The sequence below is a fragment of the Sedimentibacter hydroxybenzoicus DSM 7310 genome, assembly GCF_013403245.1.
Taxonomy (GTDB): domain Bacteria; phylum Bacillota; class Clostridia; order Tissierellales; family Sedimentibacteraceae; genus Sedimentibacter; species Sedimentibacter hydroxybenzoicus.
On record NZ_JACBNQ010000002.1, the window covers coordinates 1 to 22,271 of the forward strand.

Genomic DNA, 22,271 nt, shown 5'->3' on the forward strand with positions numbered 1-22,271 from the left:
TTGAACTGGATCATATTTTTTTAAATTTAATCTTTCAATAGTTTAATTGTGAAACTCATTCATGCGTTTGTCGTGATCTGCTTACAAACAATCATTGACATTTTATTAACAAAATAATATAATGAAGTCGATATTGACATATTGATAATATTATGGGAGGTTATATTTTGTCAAAAGTACTTGATTTAAATCTTAATGAAAAGCAGTTTCTGCTGCTTAAGGAGTATATTGACTCTAAAAGAGATACGCAGGGCGTATTGATGCAGGCATTGCATGAAGCTCAAGAGATATTTGGATATCTGCCGATTGAAGTTCAAAAATTTATTTCTCATGAGTTAGATGTACCACTTGCGGAGGTTTATGGAGTTGCTACCTTTTATACTCAATTTTCAATTGAACCAAAGGGTAAGCACAAGATAGGCGTATGTCTGGGAACTGCCTGCTATGTAAAAAGTTCACAACAGGTATTAGACAAGTTATCTAAGGAATTAAATATTAAGGTCGGTGGAACGACAGACGACAATTTATTTACTCTTGAAGCCACCAGATGCTTGGGCTGCTGTGGATTGGCGCCGGTTATGATGATCGATCAGGACGTTTACGGTAAGCTTGAAGTCAACAAAATACCGGAAATAATTTCAAAGTACAGAGAATAGGGGGACAGATATGAAGTCATTGGAAGAGTTAAAAAAATTAAGAGAAGAAGCATTAAAAAATGTTGACTTAAGAAATACAGATAAAGATACAAGAGTAGTTGTTGGAATGGCAACCTGCGGAATTTCGGCCGGAGCCAGACCCGTATTGACTACATTTGTAGAAGAGATAGCAAAGAGAAATTTAGCAAACGTACAGGTAGTGCAAACAGGATGTATCGGTATGTGCACTTATGAGCCAATCGTTGAGGTTTACGCTGCAGATAAGGAAAAGGTTACCTATATTCATGTTGATCCTGAAAAGGCAAAGAGAATTGTATCAGAACACTTGGTAAATAACAAAATTGTGCGCGAATTTACAATTAGTGCTGATAATCAGTAAATGGAGGTATTGTTATGAAAATTTTCAGATCTCATGTCTTGATTTGCGGCGGAACAGGGTGCAGTTCTTCAAAGTCTCCTTTGATTAAAAAAAGGTTTGAAGATAAAATAAAGGAATTAAATTTAGATAACGAGGTACAGGTTGTCGTAACCGGTTGTTTTGGACTTTGTGAGGAAGGTCCTATTGTAATAATTTATCCCGAAGGTACATTTTATGCAAGGATGACAGTTGAAAGAGTTGATGAAATAGCAGAAGAACATTTGCTTAAGGGAAGAATAGTAAGAAAATATTTATATGATGAAAGTGCTAAAAATGAGCAAATAAAACCACTAAGTGAAGTGGATTTCTATAAAAAGCAGAAAAGAGTAGCTTTAAGAAATTGCGGGATAATAAATCCGGAAAATATCAACGAATATATAGCATTAGACGGTTACATGGCCCTTGGTAAGGTGCTTACCGAAATGACCCCGGATGAGGTTATAAAGTTAGTAAAAGATTCCGGTTTAAAAGGAAGAGGCGGAGCAGGATTTTCTACAGGAATGAAATGGGGATTTGCAGCGCCAAATAAAGCAGATCAAAAATATGTCATATGTAATGCCGACGAAGGCGACCCGGGAGCATTCATGGACAGAAGTGTTCTTGAAGGGGATCCACATGCCGTTTTAGAAGCAATGGCCATAGCAGGATATGCAATCGGAGCTACTAAGGGATTTATTTATGTAAGAGCTGAGTACCCGATAGCTGTTCACAGATTGGAAATTGCTATTAAGCAGGCAAAATTGCTGGGATTGTTAGGTAATAATCTGTTCAATTCAGGTTTTGATTTTGATGTGGAAATCAGATTGGGCGCAGGTGCATTCGTTTGCGGAGAGGAAACTGCCTTGATGCAATCAATCGAAGGTAAAAGAGGTATGTCACGAAACAAGCCTCCGTTTCCGGCAAATAAAGGTTTGTGGGGAAAACCTACTATAATCAATAATGTTGAAACATTGGCAAATGTCCCCCAAATTATACTGAACGGACCCGAATGGTTTAAAAGCTTTGGAACCGAAAAATCTCCGGGAACAAAGGTGTTTGCCCTTGGAGGTAAAATTAACAATACCGGATTAGTTGAAGTTCCAATGGGGACCTCTTTAAGAGAAGTTATATATGATATAGGCGGCGGATGTCCGAATCATAAAGAATTTAAAGCGGTTCAGACAGGAGGACCGTCAGGCGGCTGTCTGACCAAAGATCATCTGGATATACCTATCGACTATGAAAATTTAACTGCTGTAGGATCAATGATGGGTTCCGGCGGTATGATTGTTATGGATGAAGATAACTGTATGGTTGATATAGCTAAGTTTTTCCTTGACTTTACGGTTGATGAATCATGCGGAAAATGTACTCCTTGCAGAGAAGGAACAAAACGTATGCTTGAGATTCTTGAAAAAATCACCGAAGGTAAAGGAACGATGGAGGATTTAGACAAGCTCGAAAAATTGTCAATGAACATTAAAGAAACATCTTTATGCGGATTGGGTCAAACTGCTCCTAATCCTGTATTGTCAACATTGAAATACTTTAGAGATGAATATGAAGCACATGTAAAGGAAAAAAGGTGTCCGGCAGGTGTCTGTCAATCACTCCTTAAATACATTATCACGATGGATTGCAAGGGCTGTACAAGATGTTCAAGAATATGTCCTGTTGGTGCAATTGAAGGAAAAGTGAAGGAAGTTCATATAATCAATCAGGAAAAATGTATAAAATGTGGCGCATGTATGGATTCTTGTACCTTCCATGCTATCATTAAAAAGTAGAAAGGCGGTGCTGATGTTGGATAAAGTTAATTTAACCATAAATGGTATACAAGTAAGTGTTCCTAAAGATTATACGGTATTAATGGCAGCAAGGGAAGCAGGAATTGACATACCCACACTTTGTTATTTAAAGGATATAAATGAAATAGCTGCTTGTAGAGTATGCGTTGTAGAGGTGGATATAAAAGGAGTTCCTATGAGAAATCTCCCTACATCCTGCGTACTTCAGGTTCAGGATGGAATGAATGTAAAAACCAATACTGCAAAGGTCAGAAATGCAGTAAGGATGAATGTAGAATTAATCCTTGCAAATCACAACAGAGAATGCTTGACATGTTTAAGAAACGGAACGTGTGAGCTTCAAAAGCTGTGTGATGAATTGGGAATAAAGGATATAGAGTTTGAAGGTGAAAAAAGAGAATCAGCATTAGATAATCTATCCCACTCCATAATCAGAGACGGCAGCAAATGCATTTTATGCGGAAGATGCGTAAGCACATGCAGAGATGTTCAAGGAATCGGAATTCTGGATTTTACTAGGAGAGGGTTCAATACAGAGGTTGCCCCCGCATTTGATTACAGCATGAAGGATGTACCATGCGTATACTGCGGACAGTGTATCCAGGCGTGTCCGGTTGCGGCCTTAAGAGAAAGAACAAATATTGATGATGTTTGGGAAGCAATAGATGACCCGGAAAAATTTGTTGTTGTCCAAACAGCTCCCGGTGTCAGAGCATCGTTGGGAGAAGAATTCGGTCTACCTGTAGGAACAGATGTAACGGGCAAAATGGTTGCAAGCTTAAAACGCCTTGGATTTGATAAGGTTTTTGATACTAATTTTTCTGCGGATTTAACTATACTGGAAGAAGGAACAGAATTATTAAACAGATTTAAAAACGGCGGCAAATTGCCGATGATTACATCCTGTTCACCCGGGTGGATCCGTTATTGTGAAATTAATTATCCTGATTTTCTTGACAATTTGTCCACATGCAAGTCACCTCAGCAAATGTTTGGCGCAATAGTTAAATCCTATTATGCACAGAAGGAAGGAATAGATCCAAAGAAAATTGTTTCAGTTTCCGTAATGCCTTGTACTTCCAAGAAAACAGAGGCAAACAGACCTGAAATGGAGGTTGATGGATTAAGGGATGTTGATTTTTCAATCACTACAAGAGAATTAGGTGATATGATAAAGCAGGCAAGAATAAACTTTACTAAATTGCCGGATGAGCATCCGGACAGCATACTAGGCGAATATACAGGAGCAGGTGTAATATTCGGTGCTACAGGCGGCGTTATGGAAGCAGCACTTCGTACGGTTGCCGATATATTGACCGGTAAGGATTTGGAGAATGTGGAATATCAAAATGTAAGGGGTATAGAAGGAGTAAAAGAAGCGTCGGTTGTTCTGCCTATTGAAGGCAAGGATACGGAAATTATGGTTGCCGTAGCTCACGGTACCGCCAATGCTGCCAAGGTACTAAATGCAGTCAGAAATGGTGAAAAGCAATATCACTTTATAGAAGTAATGGCATGTCCGGGCGGCTGTGTACACGGTGGAGGTCAATCTCACGTATCGGCTAAAGCACGTCTGGATGTGAATCCGAAATCTAAGAGAGCAGATGCTTTATATGAGCTTGACAGGTCGCTTCCACTGAGAAAATCTCATAAAAATCCTGAAGTAATCAAGCTATATGAAGAATTTTTAAAAGAGCCAAACAGCCATTTATCTCATAAGCTGCTTCATACACATTATAATAAGAAAAGCACCTATGAGATAGAGCAGCAGGAAGAATTTGAAAAATTATTGGAAAGCTTGATGCACTAACAATAAAATCTCGGAGAGGAGAACTCCTCTCTGGGATTGATGAGAAAGTATATTTTGGACGTTGTTACTCCTACGAATAAACCTATATAGTTTGTTTTCTGTCATTCCGAGTGATAGCGAGGAATCTCAGACTTTTAAATGTCGAGATCCCCAGTCTCATTCACCAATGTTTCAGCTCCCTTTGGTCGCAAACATTGGGAATTTGTTGCGAATTTCGCTATCGCTCAGGATGAACTTTTTCAACAGCCTATCATCTTGATGACTTTGTCATCAATCTGAGAGAGGGATTGTCCTCTCTTTTTATTTTGCTAAAAAATCATCAGCATGATATAATGCATATATCATACCATCGCCTCGGCAATGCAAGCTCGCTTGCGCTGCACTCGGCTCAGATATGATATAATAATCGAAAAATGCATAGGGTGGTCAAATGATACTTATAAAAAACGGCAGGCTAATAGATCCTGAAAGTAAAAGAGATGAAGTAACCGATATATTAATAGATGGAAAAACAATAAAAAAAATAGGAAACGGTATATCAGAACCTAGTATAGATAAAGTAATTGATGCAAGCGGTATGATTGTCTCGCCCGGATTAATTGATGTACATGTTCATTTCAGGGATCCGGGATTTACATATAAGGAAGATATATTATCCGGTTCAAAAGCAGCAGCAAAAGGCGGATTTACTACAGTTGTATGCATGGCAAATACGAACCCGGTTGCTGACAATGAGGGAATTATACAATATATAATAAACGAAGGTAAAAAATCGCCTATAAATGTTTTGGCCACAGCAGCTGTTTCAATAGGATTAAAGGGTACTGAGCTTGTAGATATGGAAGGCTTAAAAAATGCAGGAGCTGTGGGTTTTACTGATGATGGCATGCCTATAATGAATGCAGCTGTTGTTATTGATGCAATGGAAATAGCAAAGATATTAAATGTACCCATAAGCTTTCACGAAGAGGACCCAAATTTAATTTACAATCCGGGCATTAACGAAGGAAAGATATCTGAAAAATTAGGTTTGAAGGGTGCTTTAAAGGAAGCTGAGGATGTGATGGTCGCAAGAGACTGTATTTTAGCTCTAAAAACAAAAGCAAGAGTAAACATACAGCATGTAAGCTCAGGTCAATCGGTTGATATAATAAGGCATGCTAAGTTAAAGGGTGCAGATATTTATGCTGAGGCAACTCCGCATCACTTTGCACTTACGGAAGAAGCGGTTATAAAATATGGTACAAATGCAAAAATGAATCCTCCTTTAAGAACTCATGAAGACAGATTGTCTATAATTAAAGGTCTAGAAGATAATACAATCAATATTATAGCAACTGACCACGCTCCCCACAGCAATGAAGAAAAGGAAAGGGGATTCTATAAAGCGCCAAGCGGGATAATCGGTTTAGAAACTTCATTGGCATTGGGAATAACTTACTTGGTTAAAGAGGGTTATTTAGATATTACCGAACTATTAGAAAAAATGACGATAAATCCTGCTAAGCTTTATAATCTTGAGATGGGCCGTATAAAAGAGGGGGCAATAGCAGATTTAGTTTTATTTGATATTGACGAAAGATGGACGGTTGATAACTTTATTTCTAAATCCTCAAATTCGCCATTTTTAGGTCATGAGCTTCAAGGTAGAGTAAAACTTACTCTCTGCGGAGGGAGGATAGTATACAATGACTATCAAAGTACGATTAACTACATATAATATAAATAATAAAATAATTAGCAGGTGATGTTATGATTTATTTAGACAATGCTGCAACAACATATCCAAAGCCGGAGACTGTATATGATGAAGTAATGAGAGCAATGAAAGAGTATGGTGCAAACCCCGGAAGAGGCAGCCATGCTATGGCAATCGAAGGTGCAAGGGTAATTTATGAAACGAGAGAGAATTTAGCAAAATTATTTAACATAGATGATCCGATGCGCGTTATATTAACTTTTAATGCAACCGATAGCCTAAATCAAGGAATAAAAGGGGTTTTAAATCCGGGAGATCATGTTATAACAACTACCATGGAACATAATTCAGTTTTAAGACCGATAAAGGAATTGGAAAAGTATGGTATAGAAAACACCATAGTGCATAGTAACAGCGATGGAAGTATAAATGCTGAAAAATTAGAAAAAGCTATTAGGATTAATACTAAATTAATAGTTACTACACATGTGTCTAATTTATCAGGTACAATTTTACCAATAGAAAATATCGGGAATATGTGTAAAAGGAGAAATGTCCTATATATGTTGGATGCTTCACAAAGTGCAGGTGTTTTAGATATTGACATGAAAAAGTACAATATTGATTTACTTGCTGCACCGGGACATAAGGGATTGCTGGGACCACAGGGAACGGGTATCTTAATAATCAATTGTGATGATGAAATCAAACATTTAAAGGAAGGTGGAACGGGAAGTGAATCAAGCAATATTTACCAGCCGGATTTTTATCCTGACAAATTAGAAGCCGGTACTCATAACCTTCCGGGTATAGCGGGTTTAAATGAAGGAGTAAAGTACATTTTAAACAAGGGCACAAAATCCATTTACAGCCACGAAAAAAAACTTTTGGAGGAGTTCATCAAGGGAATAAGAAATATCTCCAAAATTAAAATATACGGCCCAGAGGATATAGAACAAAGATGTGGGGTTGTTTCGGTGAATTTAGAGAGTGTTGATTCATCCGAGCTGGCTTTTATGTTAGATACCGAATACGGTATAGCTGTGAGACCCGGTCTTCATTGTGCGCCGTTGGCTCATAAAACAATTGGCACGGAAAATATAGGTGCAGTAAGATTTAGTGTAGGGCCATTTAATGAAATGACGGACATAAAAGCAGCAGTGAATGCCTTGAAAGAAATTGCAGAAAACAATTAAAAGAGTAGAGCAAGATAGTTATTAAAAATTATCTTGCTGTTTCATATTATTTTTCACTTTTGTCATTGCTGTGAATAAACGCATCGTCCGATACTGTCATTCAGAGGGCTTTAGCCCGAAGAACCTCATCTTTTGAAGTGTTGAGATCCTTCGCTACCGCTCAGGATGACGACTACGGGGTTATTCGTTTATTGTGGTGTGGATAACGTGATAATTCTGAATGAGACTGGGAATCTCATCTTTTGGAATACAAAATCTTTTGCTGTCGCTCAGGATAAGCGACCAACACCAAATTTCACATACAGCATAAGCGACTGACACCAAATATATAAATTTGGGTCATCTGCTTTCACTTACAGTATAAGCGACTGACACCAAATATAAAATTTGGGTCATCTGCTTAATTAAATTTTAATGCAAGAATTACAATAATTTGGTATAATGAAAATATGTTAAAATTAATAGGATAAAAATTATGAAAAAATATATCAGCTTTACTATAATTTGTTTAATAATCATATTTGGATTAATATATTTTACATACGGAAAAGAAATATTGAGATTGTTAGACGAAAAAAGGGTATACAGTGTAAAAGACACTCAAGAGATAGATATTTATACACTTGAAGAATATATGTTTTTTAATGATGGAATTATAACCTATAATAATAAAAAGATCGTTTTTCTTAAATATAATAACGATGTGGGTTGGGAAAATGAAGATGCAGAATTTGCAAAGCAAGTATTCATTGCAGATAAATATATATATAGGAAGACAGAAAATAATGTACAGGTTATAGATAAAAATAATCAAGAGTATGTAATAACTGAAATTAAAGGCGATTTAATAAATGTTTCACGTGAAAATGATAAAACGTATATGATTTTAAGAAATGAATCCGAACATAATTCCTTGTATATCATTAATGATAATAATGATATACTTGTAGAGAACAAAGAGTTTGATGATAAAATTACAGGTGTATCCATAAGTGACCGGTCAGAAGGATATTCGCTTATTACTATGAAATTTGATGGAACCATTAACAATACGGTGTACTTTAATTTGTTAGATGATGTAGAACTGTGGAAGACTACAATTGAAAATGAAATATTGGTTAAGATACAAATTGTAAACAATAATGTTATAGCAATAGGAACAAATAATATTTATTATTATAATTTCAATGGAAAGCTAATGTGGAAAAACAGTATCTTCAATAAGATATTAGACTATGAAATAAAAAAGGATGAACAAAAATTATTCATGCTGTTTGAAAAAGATGACCACAATGAATTGATTACATATAATTTTGAGGGAAAAGTTTTAGAAATAAACAGGGTAACTACTAATGCCCGGAAATTGAAAGTTTGTGGGAATAAAATTTTTACTTATAGCAATAACTCTATATATATGCTTCATAACAACAAAACAGATAAAATATATGAAGATACAGAAAATATTATTGTTGATTTTATAGTGGAAGGTAAGGATATCACCATATTATTTAATGATAAGATCGTACAAGGTCTGATAAAATAGATACTACAGATAAAGGAGGAATATAAAATGAACTATATAGATGCAGCTGTGTTGCTCATCATAGGATTTTCATGTTTTCAAGGATACAGAAGAGGCTTTATTAAAACACTTTTTGATACATTAGGGGTTATTGTCGCATTCTTTCTCAGTAAGGAATTTTATTATCTTATGGAAGATTTCTTAATGGACAATACGAAGCTTTTTACTAAAGTACATGATTTCATTGAAACAAAATCTTCAATTAACTTTATAGAATCTGTGGATAAGCTGTTTAACGTACCATCTGAATTACAAAACATACTTAGTAATATTATCAAGACAGGCGATTTAACACAGGCAGATACTTTTCAAGTTTTTGTTAATAATATCAGTATAATAGTAGTTAGATCAATAAGCTTTATTATAACATTTTTAATAATATATGCCATACTTGTTGCACTGTCGAATTTAATTAACTTAATTTTTAAGCTCCCTATATTAAATATTACTAACAGAATTTTCGGAGCAGGTACCGGATTTGTTAAAGGGATTATAATATTATACATAATTTTTGCGTTGTCATCTCCGTTGATTGGTTTTATGCAGGAGAACGGTGTAGCTAAGGATGTATTAAGCTCCGAATCAAGCAAAATATTTTATAACAACAATATAATATTGAACTATTTATCATATAAAGGATTTTATAACAACTAGGAGGAAAAATGAAATTAGTAGATGCAAGAGGTTTAGCGTGCCCTCAGCCTGTTTTATTAACAAAAAAAGAAGCAGACTCAGGCGAATTAAAAATAACTGTCATAGTAGACAACGATACAGCGAAACAAAATGTAACTAAATTCGGTACTAAATTGCAATACGATATTAAATCAGAAAATAAAGAGGATGGTATTTATATTACATTATCCAAAGCGAATGAACATGAAGATATAATGGAAGCAGCAATTGTTATAGAAAAAAATAGTACGAAAAGTGGCTACGTTATAACTACTGATAAGCTTGGCAAGGGCTCAGATGATTTAGGAAAGATCCTGATGAAGAGCTTTTTGTATACATTATCTGAAACAAAACCGTATCCGGAGTTCTTGATATTTTTAAATTCAGGGGTTAAACTGACTACATTAGGATCTGATTCATTAGAAGATTTAAAGAAGCTTAATGAAGACGGAGTAAAAATTGTTTCATGTGGAACATGTTTAGATTTCTTTGAAATTAAAAGCAATTTACAGGTTGGGTCAATTTCAAATATGTATGATATAGTAGAAATTATAACTGAATCTGAGAAAACTATAACTATATAAGGGGTTGATAATATGCCAATGCAATTAAATGTAGGAGATGTAGTAAAATTAAAAAAGAAACATCCATGCGGCGGATACGATTGGGAAATCTTAAGAGTAGGTGCTGACTTCAGAATAAAGTGCACAACTTGTGACAGACAAGTATGGTTACCTAGACGTGAGGTTGAAAGAAGAATTACAAAAATAGTGAGTCAGGTTGAGCCTATTGAAGATCCATCAAATAAAGAGTAAACAGTCGTAAAAATGGGGTTAGGGCGTAAAAATGTATTGACACACTATCGAAGATGTAATAAGATAGTTAGAGAATTGAATAGCCCTTTAATCTGGCACAGAGAGGCTGGGAAGGATCACAAAATTATTATGAGAGTTAAAGCTTCCTATGCCTTGCAATGGAAGCTTTTTATTTCACTTATGCACAGAATGCCAAATTTATGCGGAGGTTAGTAAGCAAATAAATTTGATGCATTCTCCTGCTAATATCTTTAAAATAGTCCAGAGAGGCTAAAAAGGAGGAAACATGTTAAAAGGTAGAAGTTTAATTGAACCAATGGATTTATCTATCGAAGAGTTAGACGAAATTTTGGATTTAGCGGATGAAATTATTAAAAATCCCGCAGATTATTCAGAAGTATGTAAAGGAAAAATACTTGCTACATTATTTTATGAGCCAAGCACAAGAACTAGATTAAGTTTTGAATCTGCGATGCTTCGTTTAGGTGGCGGTATCATGGGCTTTTCATCAGCAGAATCAAGCTCCGCAGCAAAGGGAGAAAGCGTAGCAGACACAATCAGAACAATTTCATGCTATGCAGACATAGCAGCCATGAGACATCCTAAAGAAGGGGCTCCCAAGGTTGCATCATTAAGTACCGATATGCCTGTTATAAATGCAGGAGACGGTGGTCATCAACACCCGACTCAAACACTTACCGACCTGTTAACTATCAAATCCCTGAAAGGAAGATTAAAAAATTTCACCATAGGACTTTGTGGGGATTTAAAGTTTGGAAGAACAGTTCATTCACTTATCAAAGCATTATCAAGATACGAAAATATAAGATTTATACTGATATCACCCGATGAATTAAGAGTTCCGGAATATATACGAGAAGAAATTTTAGTAAAAAACAATATAGAATTTAAGGAAGTTGAAAGATTAGAAAGTGTAATGGAAGAACTTGATGTACTATACATGACAAGGGTTCAAAAGGAAAGATTTTTTAATGAAGCGGATTATGTAAGATTAAAAGACAGCTATATCTTAAATATGGAAAAGCTTGAAAAGGCTAAAAGTGATATGATAATTCTTCATCCGCTTCCAAGGGTAAATGAAATATCGGTTGAAGTGGACAAGGACGAAAGAGCATGTTACTTTAAACAAACTAAGTACGGCGTGTATGTCAGGATGGCTTTATTAATGAAATTGTTGGGGGTGGAGAAATAATGTTAAATATAGATAGTGTAGAAAAGGGCTTAGTAATAGACCATATCGAAGCGGGAAAGGCAATGGAGATATATAAATACCTAAATCTCGATAAGATGGATTGCAGCGTTGCAATAATAAAAAATGCAAAAAGCAAGAAAATGGGCAAAAAGGACATAATAAAGGTAGAGGATAATATCAATATGGATTTAAAGGTTCTTGGATTTATTGATCCTACCATTACCATAAATGTAATTGATAACTGTTCTATAATAAAAAAGATAAACTTAGAGCTGCCTGATGAAGTAGAAAATGTAGTAAATTGCAAGAATCCAAGATGTATTACTTCAATAGAACAGGAAATAACACATAAATTTAAATTAACAGATAAAAATAACAAGGTATACCGTTGTGTATACTGTGATACAGCTTATGAGCAAAATTAAAAAATTGGGGGCGGTAACCTGCATTTCAGGTCCGTCCCCGAAAATCATGGAGGAAAAATGATAGTCGACAAGTTATTTGAGCATGTAAAAGAGAGAGGTCATGTTTGCATTGGATTAGACACAGATTACAGTTATCTTCCTGAGGCATATGCAAAGCAATTTAAAAGTAAAGCTGAAGCAATATATAATTTCAACAAAGATATAATCGATGCAACCTATGATTTAGCAGCCTGCTACAAGGTGCAGATAGCATATTATGAAGCAATGGGCATAGATGGTTTGAGAGCATATTCGGACACCTTAAAATATATAAAAGAAAAAGGGCAAATATCAATTGCGGATATTAAAAGAGGAGACATATCAAAGACGGCTGAAATGTACGCTGCAGGGCATTTTTCCGGTGATTTTGAGGCGGATTTTGTTACACTCAGTCCATATATGGGTATAAACGACAGTATAGAACCGTTTTTAAAGTATATAAAAGAAAATGAAAAGGGTATTTTTGTTCTTGTCAGAACCTCAAACCAGGGAGCAAAAGATTTTCAATACATTAAGGATGAAAATGGATTAAATTTATATGAAAATGTTGCTGATATGGTAGAAAAGCTTGCTGAAGAAAATTTGGGCAGCTGCGGCTTCAGTTCAATCGGTTCGGTAGTAGGAGCTACAAATAACGAAGAAAGTGGATCACTCAGAAAAAGATTAAAAACATCATTTTTATTGATACCTGGCTACGGGGCACAAGGCGGAAAGGCAGAGGATATAAAAGCGTATTTAATTAACGGAAACGGTGCTGTAGTTAATTCATCAAGGGGAATACTTTTAGCCTATAAAAAAGAGAATAACGGAGAAGATAATTTTGCCATGTATGCCCGCAATGAAGTTATAAGAATGAGAGACGATATCAGAGCAAATATATGAAGGGCGACACACCCCTTATTGAAAGGGATAACCTTTGAGGGATAGGAGAAATGACGTTAGAGGAAAGGGGACACACCTCCTTTTTCGGAGATAGTCTATTAGAGTAGGAGGAATGTCCCCAATTAGAAGGAGGAGGCAAGATGAAGGTTATTAACAGCAGGATAATAGAAAACAACTTAATTTCCAATAAAATATATAAACTTAAAGTCGAGTTTGCAGGTAGTATAATTCCGGGGCAATTTTTTATGATAAAAACCTTAGACAACTCATTTTTACTGCCCCGTCCCATAAGTGTACATGACTTTAATCAAAATGAATTGACATTCCTGTACAGGACTGAAGGAACAGGTACTACAAAAATAAGCACGATGAGAGAAAATGATCTTATTCAGTTGTTTGGACCTCTCGGAAACGGCTTTGATATAAATGAACTGAAGTGCAAGACAGCTATAATAGGCGGTGGTATAGGTGCAGCACCGTTGCTGTATCTTTCAAAGGTGCTGGGTAAAAATGCCGATGTTTATTTGGGGTACAAAAATGATGTATACATGGATGATTCATTTAGAAAATATGCGGGTAATACGGTTGTATGCACCGAAGACGGTTGTATAGGTGAAAAGGGCTTCGTTACAGATTTTATTGACTATAATAATTACGATGCAGTCGTTACGTGCGGTCCCGAAATAATGATGAACAAAATAATTGAAAGCTGCAGAGAACATAATGTCAAATGTTTTGCTTCTTTAGAAAGAAGGATGGCATGCGGCATGGGGGTATGTCTTGGATGCACGGTTGAAACAAAGGATGGATATAAAAGGGCATGCAAGGATGGTCCCGTTTTTTCAGCAGACGAATTGAGGTGTTAATATGATAAGGCTAATAACAAATGCAATGGGGTTGGAATTCAAAAATCCTGTTTTAACCGCTTCCGGCACATTTGGATTTGGTGAAGAGTTTTCAGAAATCTATGATTTATCAAAGCTTGGAGGAATTTGCAGCAAGGGGCTTACTCTCCGTGAAAGGCAAGGCAACAGCGGCATAAGGATATGGGAAACTCCCATGGGCATGATAAACAGTATTGGGCTGCAAAACCCAGGAGTTGATAATTTTATAAAGTATGAGCTTCCAAGGATGAAAAGCTATAATACCGTAATTGCTGTAAACCTAGGAGGACATTGCGAGGAAGATTATTTTGAAGGAATATATAAATTAAATGAATCAGATGTAGATTTAATAGAATTAAATATTTCATGCCCTAACGTAAAAACAGGAGGCATGGCATTTGGAGTGAAATCATCAGTTGCTTACAATATAGTATCAAAGGTAAAAAGAATTTGTAAAAAACCCTTAATGGTTAAATTATCTCCTAATGCGGAAAGCATGTCTGAAATGGCAATTGCTTGTGAAGAAGCAGGAGCAGATGGCATCTCGCTGATTAATACGATTCAGGCCATGGCGATTGATATTAAAAAGAGAAAGCCGGTGTTTGATAATGTTTATGCCGGTTTGTCAGGGCCATGCGTGAAACCCATAGCATTGAGAATGGTTCATGAAGCAGCAAAAAACGTAAAAATCCCCATATGCGGATTAGGTGGTATAATGACTACTCAGGACGTTATAGAATTTATAATGGCAGGTGCGACCTTAGTACAAATAGGAACAGCTAATTTTATAAAGCCGGATGCTGCCATAGACATTATTGACGGATTAACAGAATTCATGGATAGAGAAGGTATTGATTCACTTGATGAAATAAGGGGAATAGTATAGCGATGGAGGAAAATATGAGTATAGATGTGGTTGAAATATTAAAGGAATGCGGAGCATTATTGGAAGGTCACTTTTTGTTATCATCAGGAAAACACAGTAACAGGTATTGCCAATGCGCAAAGCTTTTGCAATATCCTGACAAGTCGGAAAAAGTTATATCATTAATAGCTGAAAAGGTTAAGGACTTAAAATTAGATGTGATAGTAGGTCCTGCTATGGGCGGAATAACAGCTGCCTATGAGCTTGGAAGACAATTAGGCATAAGAGCCGTATTTACTGAAAGAGAAAACAATGTAATGACCCTACGACGTGGTTTTGAAATACATCCCGGAGAAAAAATATTAATAATGGAAGATGTTGTTACCACGGGCAAATCGTCCATGGAAACAGCAGAGGTACTCGAAAGCTTAGGAGGAGAAGTTGTTGGAATCGGATGTGTAGTTGACCGAAAATCAAGCCGGATTTCATTACCAATATACAGTGCAACAGAATTAGAATTTGAAACCTACGAGTCTGATAATTGTCCGCTTTGCAGTGACGGCTCAAAACCGATAAAGCCGGGCAGCAGAAAGTTTTAGAACATATGAGAACAACGGTATAACGATTATAAAAATAGGGATGCGAAGCATCCCCGTACAAATTATTCACCTAGTGTTGTGCTGTTATTGCACAATTGTTTTCCAGCCGTTAGTTTATTGAAAGAAGAAAGGCCAGAATAACCACCAGATTGGATTTTCACATCTGCCGTATCTGTCACAATACGGATATTGATAATACCTGTTTCTGTCATATCTTCTATCGTATCTCCGGTCGTATCTGTACATGTCATCATATCTTCCGTAATAATCATCCATGTATCGTCTATTATTGTTGAATCTTGTGTTATATACATCATACATATCTATATTATCATTCGTGTTGAATTCTTCTGCTTCTTCATAAATATGAGGATTATTGTTATAATTGTTGTCCATATATATGCTCCTTAATATAAAATTTATATATTTTAATATATGTACAAATTAATAGTGTGTTACCCTACTATTTCCTTGGCAATAATAGATTGTCATCTTCGTAACAATGAAATATAGTGTTATTTAGAGTTAAATACAAAATAATTGTTTACAAATAACAAAAAAAGTATTAAATTCTTATTAGAGCATATTTAATGTGCTACTGTGGCGCAGCTGGTAGCGCAACTGATTCGTAATCAGTAGGTCAGCGGTTCAAATCCGCTCAGTAGCTTATGCGGGTGTAGCTTAGTGGCAGAGTTCCGGCTTCCCAAGCCGGCTGTGTGGGTTCGATTCCCATCACCCGCTTCGATAACTGCTTTTGCAGCATTGACAATAGGAAAAAACACCCCAATACTCTTGAAATATACAAAGCATTGGGGTGTTTCCTCTATGTATGCCGTTTATAAATTACTAACCTACCTGAGTTGTCAGGAAAATAGGAAGTGTCATTTGCTCAATTTGATCTTGCAGTTCCTCAATTTCATCCATGTGACGGTCTTCATCGTTCAGAATTTGTATGAGAATATCTCTCGTAGCGTAATCCCTAAGTTCGCCCGCAAGAGCAATGGCATTATTATATGCCTCGATTGCACCGACTTCAGCAACGCGATCATTTTCTATCTGCTTGGGAACTTCATCGCCGATGTGAATATTGTTCAAATTGCTGACAATAGGTGTTCCTCCGAGGAAGAGTATTCTTCCAATCAGTTTTTCAGCGTGCTTCATTTCATCAATCGATCTCTTTTCAAAGCTGTGGTGTAGCTTGCTATAGCCCCAATCCTCACACATTTCAGCATGAACAATGTACTGGTTAATTGCGGTCAACTCATCAGCAAGCAAAAAATTCAAAGTGTCAATCAGTTTTGGATTTCCCTTCATATCAATAACTCCTTTCAATATGTTTTTTAATGTTGTATAATAATATTATACTTTCTTTTTGAGTGCTTATCAAGCAATAGATTGAACGGCAGTTATTGTTTTAAATATTTACTTACCTTTCCCGTATAATATAATGACAATCTGTGAAGTGCTCTTGTTGACGCTACGTACAATAGCTTTTTATCAAATATGTTGTTGTAATTTTTATCGTTTGCTTCATATATCATTACAGCATCAAATTCTAACCCTTTTGCTAAATAAATAGGGACTATTATAACACCGGTTAAATTTTGTTCTCCTACGTAATCAACAAGCTTAACATCGATTTTGCTTTTCAATCTGAAGAATAAATCAGAGGCATCCTTTCTATTTTTGCATATGACTGCAACAGAATTGTATCCCTGTGTCTTATACTTACTAATATCATCAACAATTCTGTTATCTAAGTTTTCGGAAGTCTTTTCGTAAATTATTTCGGGTTTTTCTTCATTTCTTTTAAAATACTCGGTATCAATGCTTTTCTCTTCCAACAGTTTTTCACTGAATTTGCTTATTTCATATGAGTTTCTATAGCTTTTATTTAAATAAATTTTGCTGCTTTTTTCAAAATTAAATATTGAAATAATTTCATCATAGAAGGATAAATCACTTTTCTTTTCAATAGATTGATTAACATCACCAACAATTGTAAATCTTGCCTCTCTGAACAACATTTTCAGCACACAATAATGCATTGGATGATAATCCTGTGCCTCATCGACAATAACCTGCTTTATGTCGCTGAATTTATCAACACCTTCAGCTTTTATTTTAAGATACATTAAAGCAATTCCGTCAGAATAAGGTATGTTGTATAAATCACTAATTTCTTTATAGGTATAATCAATTATTTCATCAATGTTTTCCGGAAGATTCAAGCCTTTGCCAAGAGCTTTAAATAAATCCTTATTACTGAATAGCTTCTTATACAGCTCATAGCTGTTAAATTCGGTAAATTTATGAATTCGTTCGATTAAGGAGTTTGTTTCCTTAGCTGCCATAACTCTGGTAAAGCTTTTAATTTCAAACTCATGCCCGTTGGATTTGCTTACTGCTTTTTCTATTTTTTCTCTTCGGTTGTTTTTATGATCACGAACCTTATCCATTATTCTGTTTTCGATGATTTTTAATTTTTTGGAAGTAGACATATTTAACTTTCCGCTTAATAAGAAAGCTTTAATGAGTTGTTTGTTCTCAATTATTTCACCGTTAAAGTAAACATCTTCAAAAGGTATCAATTTATGTTCAAAGTAATAAATAAACCTGTCAATAATTTTCATAAAATCATAGGACCCTTTAAACTCATCATATGATCTTAAGAAATTTCTTTTTTTCTCAGCTTCTGAGCAGATAATATTTTCAAAGTTTTCACTTTTCGTTTTCACTGATAAATTGTTTTCAAAAAGCTTATTAAATATATTTTCAAAGGTAAATTCTCGTATATTTTCTTCACCCAGTTCCGGTAGTACATTGGATATATATTTAGAAAATAATGTGTTAGGTGATATTATGATTACATTGTTCGAGCTTAATTTCATATTAAGACCCTGATATAACAAAAAGGCTATTCTATGAAGAGCCACGGAGGTTTTTCCGCTTCCTGCAACTCCTTGAACAACAAGTAAATCATTTTTCAAGTCACGAATTATAAGATCCTGTTGTTTTTGTATAGTTTCAACGATTGTTTTCATTTTCGAGGTCATATTTTTTGATAATGCTTCCATAAGCATTTCATCAACAATATTAACGTTACTGTCAAAGAAATATTCCAACACGCCTTTAGTAATTTTATATTGTCTTTTTAAAGAAACGATTCCCCTTATTTTTCCTGAAGGTGCCTTATATTCTACAGGACCGATTTCTGAACGATAGTATAAGCTTGAAATAGGTGCACGCCAATCAAAGACTTTAATGTCATGGGTTTCATCATCCATTAAATTAAAAAGTCCTATATAAATTTTTTCGGTGTCATCGTATCCCTCTTCGGTAAAATCAATCCTTGCAAAATATGGATTACTAAGCATTTTTTCATGCTTTGTAATACGCTTCTCAAGCTCTGTATAGCTTAAAGTTTGCAGCTGCAATGCACTTAAATACTGATTTAAATCGGTCAGCTTATCAAAATCGGCAGAAGTATGAGTAGTATTCTCCCACATTTCTTTTCTTGCTTCTATCAAATCTGATTTTTGTTCTGCTAATTTTTCAGTATCGATGCTTAGATAATAACTTAGCAGATGTATAACTTCATTTAAATAATTATTTTCCTCTATATATTTTTCACTATATTCCATTATGAAAACCCCTTTAACACTATGACGAATTTATATAATTAATAGATTATTATAACATAATATGCATTATATGAAAAGAAAAATAAAAATACACCAGCGATGAAGAATAAACTTTAACACACACAAAATTACAAAAAGAATAAATCTACTATTTTACAATCTTTTTCAAATTTTGTAAACATTTTAGTGACATAATTATTTTTTTGTGTATAATATAAGTAGAGTATTAATGGGATGAGGGGATGAAATTGGTTGGAGAAAAGATTAGAAGTATCAGGAAAAGCAAAAATTTAACAATCGTGGAACTGTCAGAAAAAATTAATGTAACATCCGGTTATATATCACAAATAGAAAGAGATTTAATATCTCCTTCACTTTCTGTTCTGAAAAGATTGGCTTATGCATTAGAAATGCCGCTTTCAGTTTTGTTTTCAGAAGATAACGATAAAAGTGTCATTACTATTGCCGAAAACGAAAGAACAAAGGTTAAGTTTGGAAACATCAATGTAGAATTAGAATTTATTACACCTGTTTTAAACAAGGGTGAAAAAAATTCTCAGGTTGAGGCATTTTTGTTTAAACTTAAACCAAAAAGCTGGATAAGTGAAAACGTAATAGTAAACGAAGCGCAAGAATGTATTTATGTTTTGTCGGGTGAAATACAATGTCATATTGGAGATAAGGTTTTTACGTTATCAAAAGGAGACAGTATTTGTGTTCCTGAAAACAACGGACATATGATTTTTAACAGCCATGACGGAGAATCGGAAGCTTTGTGCATTATTTCTCCTGCAATTCATTAAAAAATAATTCTGGACAAAGCATATGTTGTAATATATTATCATATAAATAATATCGATATAATATCAATGATGGAAAGCAGTAAACAATATTTTTATCAAGAGAGTCGGCAGACGGTGTGAGTCGATATAAAGAATTGTTGAATCCGTTCCGGAGTATTCAGGGGTAGCAACCTTAGACGTTATAGGCGTTAACTTATCAAGTGATTATACATATGTATAATAATTAGAGTGGCACTGCGAGTATCCTTCGTCTCTAAAAATAGAGGCGGGGGTTTTTTGTTTTAGTAATAAAAAATGTTAAAACTTGGAGGAGAATATGTTAGATATTAAAAGAATAAGGAACAATCCTGAAGAAGTTGAAAATTTATTAAAAAGAAGAAATCCGGAATTAAACCTGAAAAATGTTTTAGAATTAGACAAAGTAAGACGTGAGAAGCTTGTTGAAGCTGAAAATATGAAAGCCGAACAAAACAAGGTCTCTAAGCAGGTTCCTTTGTTAAAGAAGGAAGGAAAAGATGTTACGATAATTCTTCAGGAAATGAAGGATCTGGCTGAGAAGGTGAAGGTACTTGACGGTGATATAAAAGAAATTGATGCTAAAATTGAAGAAGAGCTATTAAGCTTACCTAATACTCCAAACCGGGATGTAGCTGTAGGAGCTTCCGATGCCGACAATAAGGAAATCAGAAGATGGGGAGAACCAAGGGAATTTGACTTTGAATTAAAACCCCACTGGGATTTAGGTGTTAACTTAAATATTTTAGATTTTGAAAGGGCAACTAAAATTACGGGAACCCGCTTCTCAATGTTTAAGGGGACAGGAGCAAGGTTAGAAAGGGCAATTACAGCGTATATGCTTGATAAGCATACTGTTGATCACGGATTTACGGAAATAGCGCCTCCATTTATGGTAAACAAGGAAAGTATGTACGGAACGGGACAGCTTCCAAAATTTGAAGAGGATATGTTTAAGTTAAGTCAAAAGGATTATTATTTAATTCCTACTGCCGAGGTTCCCGTTACAAATATTTACAGGGATGAGGTAATAGATGAAGCTGAGTTACCTATTTATATGACTGCATATACACCGTGCTTCAGAGCAGAAGCAGGCTCAGCCGGAAGGGATACAAGAGGCTTAATCAGAAATCACCAATTTGACAAGGTTGAGATGGTTATGTATGCTGTACCTGAGGATTCTTACAGACAGCTTGAAATATTAACAAATTTTGCCGAAGAAATATTAAAGGGGTTAGAACTCCCTTACAGAGTTGTTGAGCTTTGCACGGGAGATATAGGATTCAGCTCAGCTAAGACATATGATCTGGAGGTATGGATGCCAAGCTATAACAGATACGTGGAGATTTCTTCCTGTTCTAACTTTGAAGATTTTCAGGCAAGAAGAGCCAACATAAAATACAGACCTGCAGATAAAAGAAAGCTTGAATTAATTCATACATTAAACGGTTCAGGGCTTGCGGTAGGAAGAACATTTGCTGCAATACTGGAAAATTATCAAAATGAAGACGGCTCAATAACCATTCCTAAGCAATTGAGACCTTATATGAGGGGTATGGATAAAATAAGCTTATAACTATCAACAACCTGAGCGTAACGGCGAAGTACGCTCAGGTTTATTCATTTCTTTTTTTGAAATAATAAATCGATGAAGTTATTAACGCAGATGCAGTTTTCACTATGAGATCACTCATTGTATCCTCAAGTCCGCCTTTTACCATGCCCGTATCAAATATAAAATCGCCGGAAAATTCAAAGATCTCCCACAATGTTCCCAGAGAGAGTGCGAAGCTGAATGCAAATAATGCAATCGTCATAACGTATTTTTTGTGTGTAATTTCTGCTTCTTTTCTGATAATTCCTTTTATTAAATGAAGAAAGGTTATAACCATATAGCTTCCAAAAGCTCCATGTAACATTAGGTCCCACCACCATATATTATCATAAAAGTTTTTTATTTCTCCGAAATATTGCGCTGTAAAAATAAATATAATACCGAACAATTGAAAGCCTAAGGGAAGATTCAATTTTTTCTTTTTAGCTAAGCAAGATAATATAAAAGGTATAAGTATGCTGAAAGCGGCCAGAAGTGAAAGCTTAAAAACACCATAATCTTTTTGTATCAAAGCAGTGAAGCCGGTGAATATTAAGATTACTTCAAAGATAAGCAACAAGGTTGTTGCTGCTTTATTATATAGGTTCATGTAAATTCCTCAATTCAGATTTTACTATAATATTATGTAATTTGAATTTTATTATTCAATAGA

Annotated in this window: 22 protein-coding genes, 2 tRNA genes and 1 other annotated feature; of the genes, 20 read left to right on the forward strand and 4 right to left on the reverse strand. The window is 35.0% G+C overall.

All coding sequences use genetic code 11. The features are described 5' to 3' along the window. Nucleotides 1-167: 167 nt before the first annotated feature. The 16 genes from nuoE (at nucleotide 168) to pyrE (ending at nucleotide 15,542) form a co-directional block, all read left to right on the forward strand. A complete protein-coding gene (gene nuoE, locus HZF24_RS02520; RefSeq protein WP_246345933.1) occupies nucleotides 168-656 on the forward strand; it encodes an NADH-quinone oxidoreductase subunit NuoE in 489 nt (162 codons plus the stop codon). A 10-nt stretch (nucleotides 657-666) separates the two neighbouring features. Then, nucleotides 667-1,035 (forward strand): (2Fe-2S) ferredoxin domain-containing protein, encoded by a 369-nt coding sequence (locus HZF24_RS02525; protein WP_179236706.1) that lies wholly within the window; start codon nucleotides 667-669, stop codon nucleotides 1,033-1,035. A 14-nt stretch (nucleotides 1,036-1,049) separates the two neighbouring features. Next, nucleotides 1,050-2,840 (forward strand): NADH-quinone oxidoreductase subunit NuoF, encoded by a 1,791-nt coding sequence (nuoF, locus tag HZF24_RS02530; protein ID WP_179236708.1) that lies wholly within the window; start codon nucleotides 1,050-1,052, stop codon nucleotides 2,838-2,840. Between the two features lie 16 nt (nucleotides 2,841-2,856). Then, nucleotides 2,857-4,671 (forward strand): NADH-dependent [FeFe] hydrogenase, group A6, encoded by a 1,815-nt coding sequence (locus tag HZF24_RS02535; RefSeq protein WP_179237130.1) that lies wholly within the window; start codon nucleotides 2,857-2,859, stop codon nucleotides 4,669-4,671. A gap of 430 nt (nucleotides 4,672-5,101) precedes the next feature. Continuing rightward, on the forward strand, nucleotides 5,102-6,391 hold the full coding sequence (locus HZF24_RS02540; RefSeq protein ID WP_179236710.1) for a dihydroorotase: 1,290 nt from the start codon (nucleotides 5,102-5,104) through the stop codon (nucleotides 6,389-6,391). Between the two features lie 32 nt (nucleotides 6,392-6,423). Next, nucleotides 6,424-7,566: an aminotransferase class V-fold PLP-dependent enzyme gene (locus tag HZF24_RS02545; protein WP_179236712.1), complete on the forward strand. Its 1,143-nt coding sequence runs from the start codon at nucleotides 6,424-6,426 to the stop codon at nucleotides 7,564-7,566. Between the two features lie 475 nt (nucleotides 7,567-8,041). Next, the gene (locus HZF24_RS02550) at nucleotides 8,042-9,109 is read left to right on the forward strand and encodes a DUF5711 family protein (protein WP_179236714.1); all 1,068 of its coding nucleotides are present in this window, start codon (nucleotides 8,042-8,044) and stop codon (nucleotides 9,107-9,109) included. A gap of 27 nt (nucleotides 9,110-9,136) precedes the next feature. Further along, nucleotides 9,137-9,802 carry a CvpA family protein gene (locus HZF24_RS02555; protein ID WP_179236716.1) on the forward strand — a complete coding sequence of 222 codons (666 nt, stop codon included), beginning with the start codon at nucleotides 9,137-9,139 and terminating at the stop codon, nucleotides 9,800-9,802. Nucleotides 9,803-9,810: 8 nt separating this feature from the next. Further along, nucleotides 9,811-10,404, forward strand: coding sequence for a sulfurtransferase-like selenium metabolism protein YedF (gene yedF, locus HZF24_RS02560; protein ID WP_179236718.1), 594 nt, complete (start codon nucleotides 9,811-9,813; stop codon nucleotides 10,402-10,404). Between the two features lie 12 nt (nucleotides 10,405-10,416). After that, entirely contained in the window at nucleotides 10,417-10,635 is a 219-nt protein-coding gene (locus HZF24_RS02565; RefSeq protein ID WP_179236720.1) for a DUF951 domain-containing protein, read from the forward strand. Nucleotides 10,636-10,921: 286 nt separating this feature from the next. Then, nucleotides 10,922-11,848, forward strand: coding sequence for an aspartate carbamoyltransferase (gene pyrB, locus HZF24_RS02570; RefSeq protein ID WP_179236721.1), 927 nt, complete (start codon nucleotides 10,922-10,924; stop codon nucleotides 11,846-11,848). Continuing rightward, a complete protein-coding gene (locus tag HZF24_RS02575; RefSeq protein ID WP_179236722.1) occupies nucleotides 11,848-12,273 on the forward strand; it encodes an aspartate carbamoyltransferase regulatory subunit in 426 nt (141 codons plus the stop codon). Before pyrB ends, HZF24_RS02575 begins: the two co-directional genes overlap by 1 nt. A gap of 57 nt (nucleotides 12,274-12,330) precedes the next feature. Continuing rightward, nucleotides 12,331-13,194: an orotidine-5'-phosphate decarboxylase gene (gene pyrF / locus HZF24_RS02580; protein ID WP_179236723.1), complete on the forward strand. Its 864-nt coding sequence runs from the start codon at nucleotides 12,331-12,333 to the stop codon at nucleotides 13,192-13,194. A 140-nt stretch (nucleotides 13,195-13,334) separates the two neighbouring features. Then, nucleotides 13,335-14,060: a dihydroorotate dehydrogenase electron transfer subunit gene (locus HZF24_RS02585; protein WP_179236724.1), complete on the forward strand. Its 726-nt coding sequence runs from the start codon at nucleotides 13,335-13,337 to the stop codon at nucleotides 14,058-14,060. A 1-nt stretch (nucleotide 14,061) separates the two neighbouring features. Next, nucleotides 14,062-14,964, forward strand: a complete 903-nt coding sequence (locus HZF24_RS02590) for a dihydroorotate dehydrogenase (RefSeq protein ID WP_179236725.1) — start codon at nucleotides 14,062-14,064, stop codon at nucleotides 14,962-14,964. Between the two features lie 14 nt (nucleotides 14,965-14,978). Next, nucleotides 14,979-15,542, forward strand: coding sequence for an orotate phosphoribosyltransferase (gene pyrE / locus HZF24_RS02595; RefSeq protein WP_179236726.1), 564 nt, complete (start codon nucleotides 14,979-14,981; stop codon nucleotides 15,540-15,542). Between the two features lie 114 nt (nucleotides 15,543-15,656). Here pyrE and HZF24_RS02600 read toward each other — a convergent pair whose 3' ends face one another. Then, nucleotides 15,657-15,938 carry a hypothetical protein gene (locus HZF24_RS02600; protein WP_179236727.1) on the reverse strand — a complete coding sequence of 94 codons (282 nt, stop codon included), beginning with the start codon at nucleotides 15,936-15,938 and terminating at the stop codon, nucleotides 15,657-15,659. A 198-nt stretch (nucleotides 15,939-16,136) separates the two neighbouring features. On the opposite strand from HZF24_RS02600, the gene HZF24_RS02605 reads away from it, so the two are divergent. Both HZF24_RS02605 and HZF24_RS02610 read left to right on the forward strand, forming a co-directional pair. Then, a tRNA-Thr gene (locus HZF24_RS02605) sits at nucleotides 16,137-16,209 on the forward strand. 3 nt (nucleotides 16,210-16,212) lie between these two features. After that, nucleotides 16,213-16,283, forward strand: a tRNA-Gly gene (locus tag HZF24_RS02610). Nucleotides 16,284-16,388: 105 nt separating this feature from the next. Here the strand turns inward: HZF24_RS02610 and bfr are convergent. Then, nucleotides 16,389-16,856 carry a bacterioferritin gene (gene bfr / locus HZF24_RS02615; protein ID WP_179236728.1) on the reverse strand — a complete coding sequence of 156 codons (468 nt, stop codon included), beginning with the start codon at nucleotides 16,854-16,856 and terminating at the stop codon, nucleotides 16,389-16,391. A 92-nt stretch (nucleotides 16,857-16,948) separates the two neighbouring features. Next, nucleotides 16,949-19,186 carry a HelD family protein gene (locus tag HZF24_RS02620; RefSeq protein ID WP_179236729.1) on the reverse strand — a complete coding sequence of 746 codons (2,238 nt, stop codon included), beginning with the start codon at nucleotides 19,184-19,186 and terminating at the stop codon, nucleotides 16,949-16,951. 242 nt (nucleotides 19,187-19,428) lie between these two features. Between HZF24_RS02620 and HZF24_RS02625 the strand changes: the two genes are divergently transcribed. Further along, nucleotides 19,429-19,989: a helix-turn-helix domain-containing protein gene (locus HZF24_RS02625; RefSeq protein ID WP_179236730.1), complete on the forward strand. Its 561-nt coding sequence runs from the start codon at nucleotides 19,429-19,431 to the stop codon at nucleotides 19,987-19,989. 57 nt (nucleotides 19,990-20,046) lie between these two features. Next, nucleotides 20,047-20,247: a binding site (T-box leader), on the forward strand. A gap of 58 nt (nucleotides 20,248-20,305) precedes the next feature. Continuing rightward, nucleotides 20,306-21,580 (forward strand): serine--tRNA ligase, encoded by a 1,275-nt coding sequence (serS, locus tag HZF24_RS02630; RefSeq protein ID WP_179236731.1) that lies wholly within the window; start codon nucleotides 20,306-20,308, stop codon nucleotides 21,578-21,580. A gap of 40 nt (nucleotides 21,581-21,620) precedes the next feature. Here the strand turns inward: serS and HZF24_RS02635 are convergent, their stop codons facing one another. Further along, the gene (locus tag HZF24_RS02635) at nucleotides 21,621-22,208 is read right to left on the reverse strand and encodes a hypothetical protein (protein WP_179236732.1); all 588 of its coding nucleotides are present in this window, start codon (nucleotides 22,206-22,208) and stop codon (nucleotides 21,621-21,623) included. Nucleotides 22,209-22,271 lie beyond the last annotated feature (63 nt).

Excerpts from the sequence above, each read along its gene's own strand:
- HZF24_RS02525 (WP_179236706.1), top strand. The coding sequence starts at position 667 with ATGAAGTCATTGGAAGAGTTAAAAAAATTAAGAGAAGAAGCATTAAAA.
- nuoF (WP_179236708.1), top strand. The coding sequence starts at position 1,050 with ATGAAAATTTTCAGATCTCATGTCTTGATTTGCGGCGGAACAGGGTGC.
- HZF24_RS02540 (WP_179236710.1), top strand. The coding sequence starts at position 5,102 with ATGATACTTATAAAAAACGGCAGGCTAATAGATCCTGAAAGTAAAAGA.
- HZF24_RS02545 (WP_179236712.1), top strand. The coding sequence starts at position 6,424 with ATGATTTATTTAGACAATGCTGCAACAACATATCCAAAGCCGGAGACT.
- HZF24_RS02550 (WP_179236714.1), top strand. The coding sequence starts at position 8,042 with ATGAAAAAATATATCAGCTTTACTATAATTTGTTTAATAATCATATTT.
- HZF24_RS02555 (WP_179236716.1), top strand. The coding sequence starts at position 9,137 with ATGAACTATATAGATGCAGCTGTGTTGCTCATCATAGGATTTTCATGT.
- yedF (WP_179236718.1), top strand. The coding sequence starts at position 9,811 with ATGAAATTAGTAGATGCAAGAGGTTTAGCGTGCCCTCAGCCTGTTTTA.
- HZF24_RS02565 (WP_179236720.1), top strand. The coding sequence starts at position 10,417 with ATGCCAATGCAATTAAATGTAGGAGATGTAGTAAAATTAAAAAAGAAA.
- pyrB (WP_179236721.1), top strand. The coding sequence starts at position 10,922 with ATGTTAAAAGGTAGAAGTTTAATTGAACCAATGGATTTATCTATCGAA.
- HZF24_RS02575 (WP_179236722.1), top strand. The coding sequence starts at position 11,848 with ATGTTAAATATAGATAGTGTAGAAAAGGGCTTAGTAATAGACCATATC.
- pyrF (WP_179236723.1), top strand. The coding sequence starts at position 12,331 with ATGATAGTCGACAAGTTATTTGAGCATGTAAAAGAGAGAGGTCATGTT.
- HZF24_RS02585 (WP_179236724.1), top strand. The coding sequence starts at position 13,335 with ATGAAGGTTATTAACAGCAGGATAATAGAAAACAACTTAATTTCCAAT.
- HZF24_RS02590 (WP_179236725.1), top strand. The coding sequence starts at position 14,062 with ATGATAAGGCTAATAACAAATGCAATGGGGTTGGAATTCAAAAATCCT.
- pyrE (WP_179236726.1), top strand. The coding sequence starts at position 14,979 with ATGAGTATAGATGTGGTTGAAATATTAAAGGAATGCGGAGCATTATTG.
- HZF24_RS02600 (WP_179236727.1), bottom strand. The coding sequence starts at position 15,938 with ATGGACAACAATTATAACAATAATCCTCATATTTATGAAGAAGCAGAA.
- bfr (WP_179236728.1), bottom strand. The coding sequence starts at position 16,856 with ATGAAGGGAAATCCAAAACTGATTGACACTTTGAATTTTTTGCTTGCT.
- HZF24_RS02620 (WP_179236729.1), bottom strand. The coding sequence starts at position 19,186 with ATGGAATATAGTGAAAAATATATAGAGGAAAATAATTATTTAAATGAA.
- HZF24_RS02625 (WP_179236730.1), top strand. The coding sequence starts at position 19,429 with ATGAAATTGGTTGGAGAAAAGATTAGAAGTATCAGGAAAAGCAAAAAT.
- serS (WP_179236731.1), top strand. The coding sequence starts at position 20,306 with ATGTTAGATATTAAAAGAATAAGGAACAATCCTGAAGAAGTTGAAAAT.
- HZF24_RS02635 (WP_179236732.1), bottom strand. The coding sequence starts at position 22,208 with ATGAACCTATATAATAAAGCAGCAACAACCTTGTTGCTTATCTTTGAA.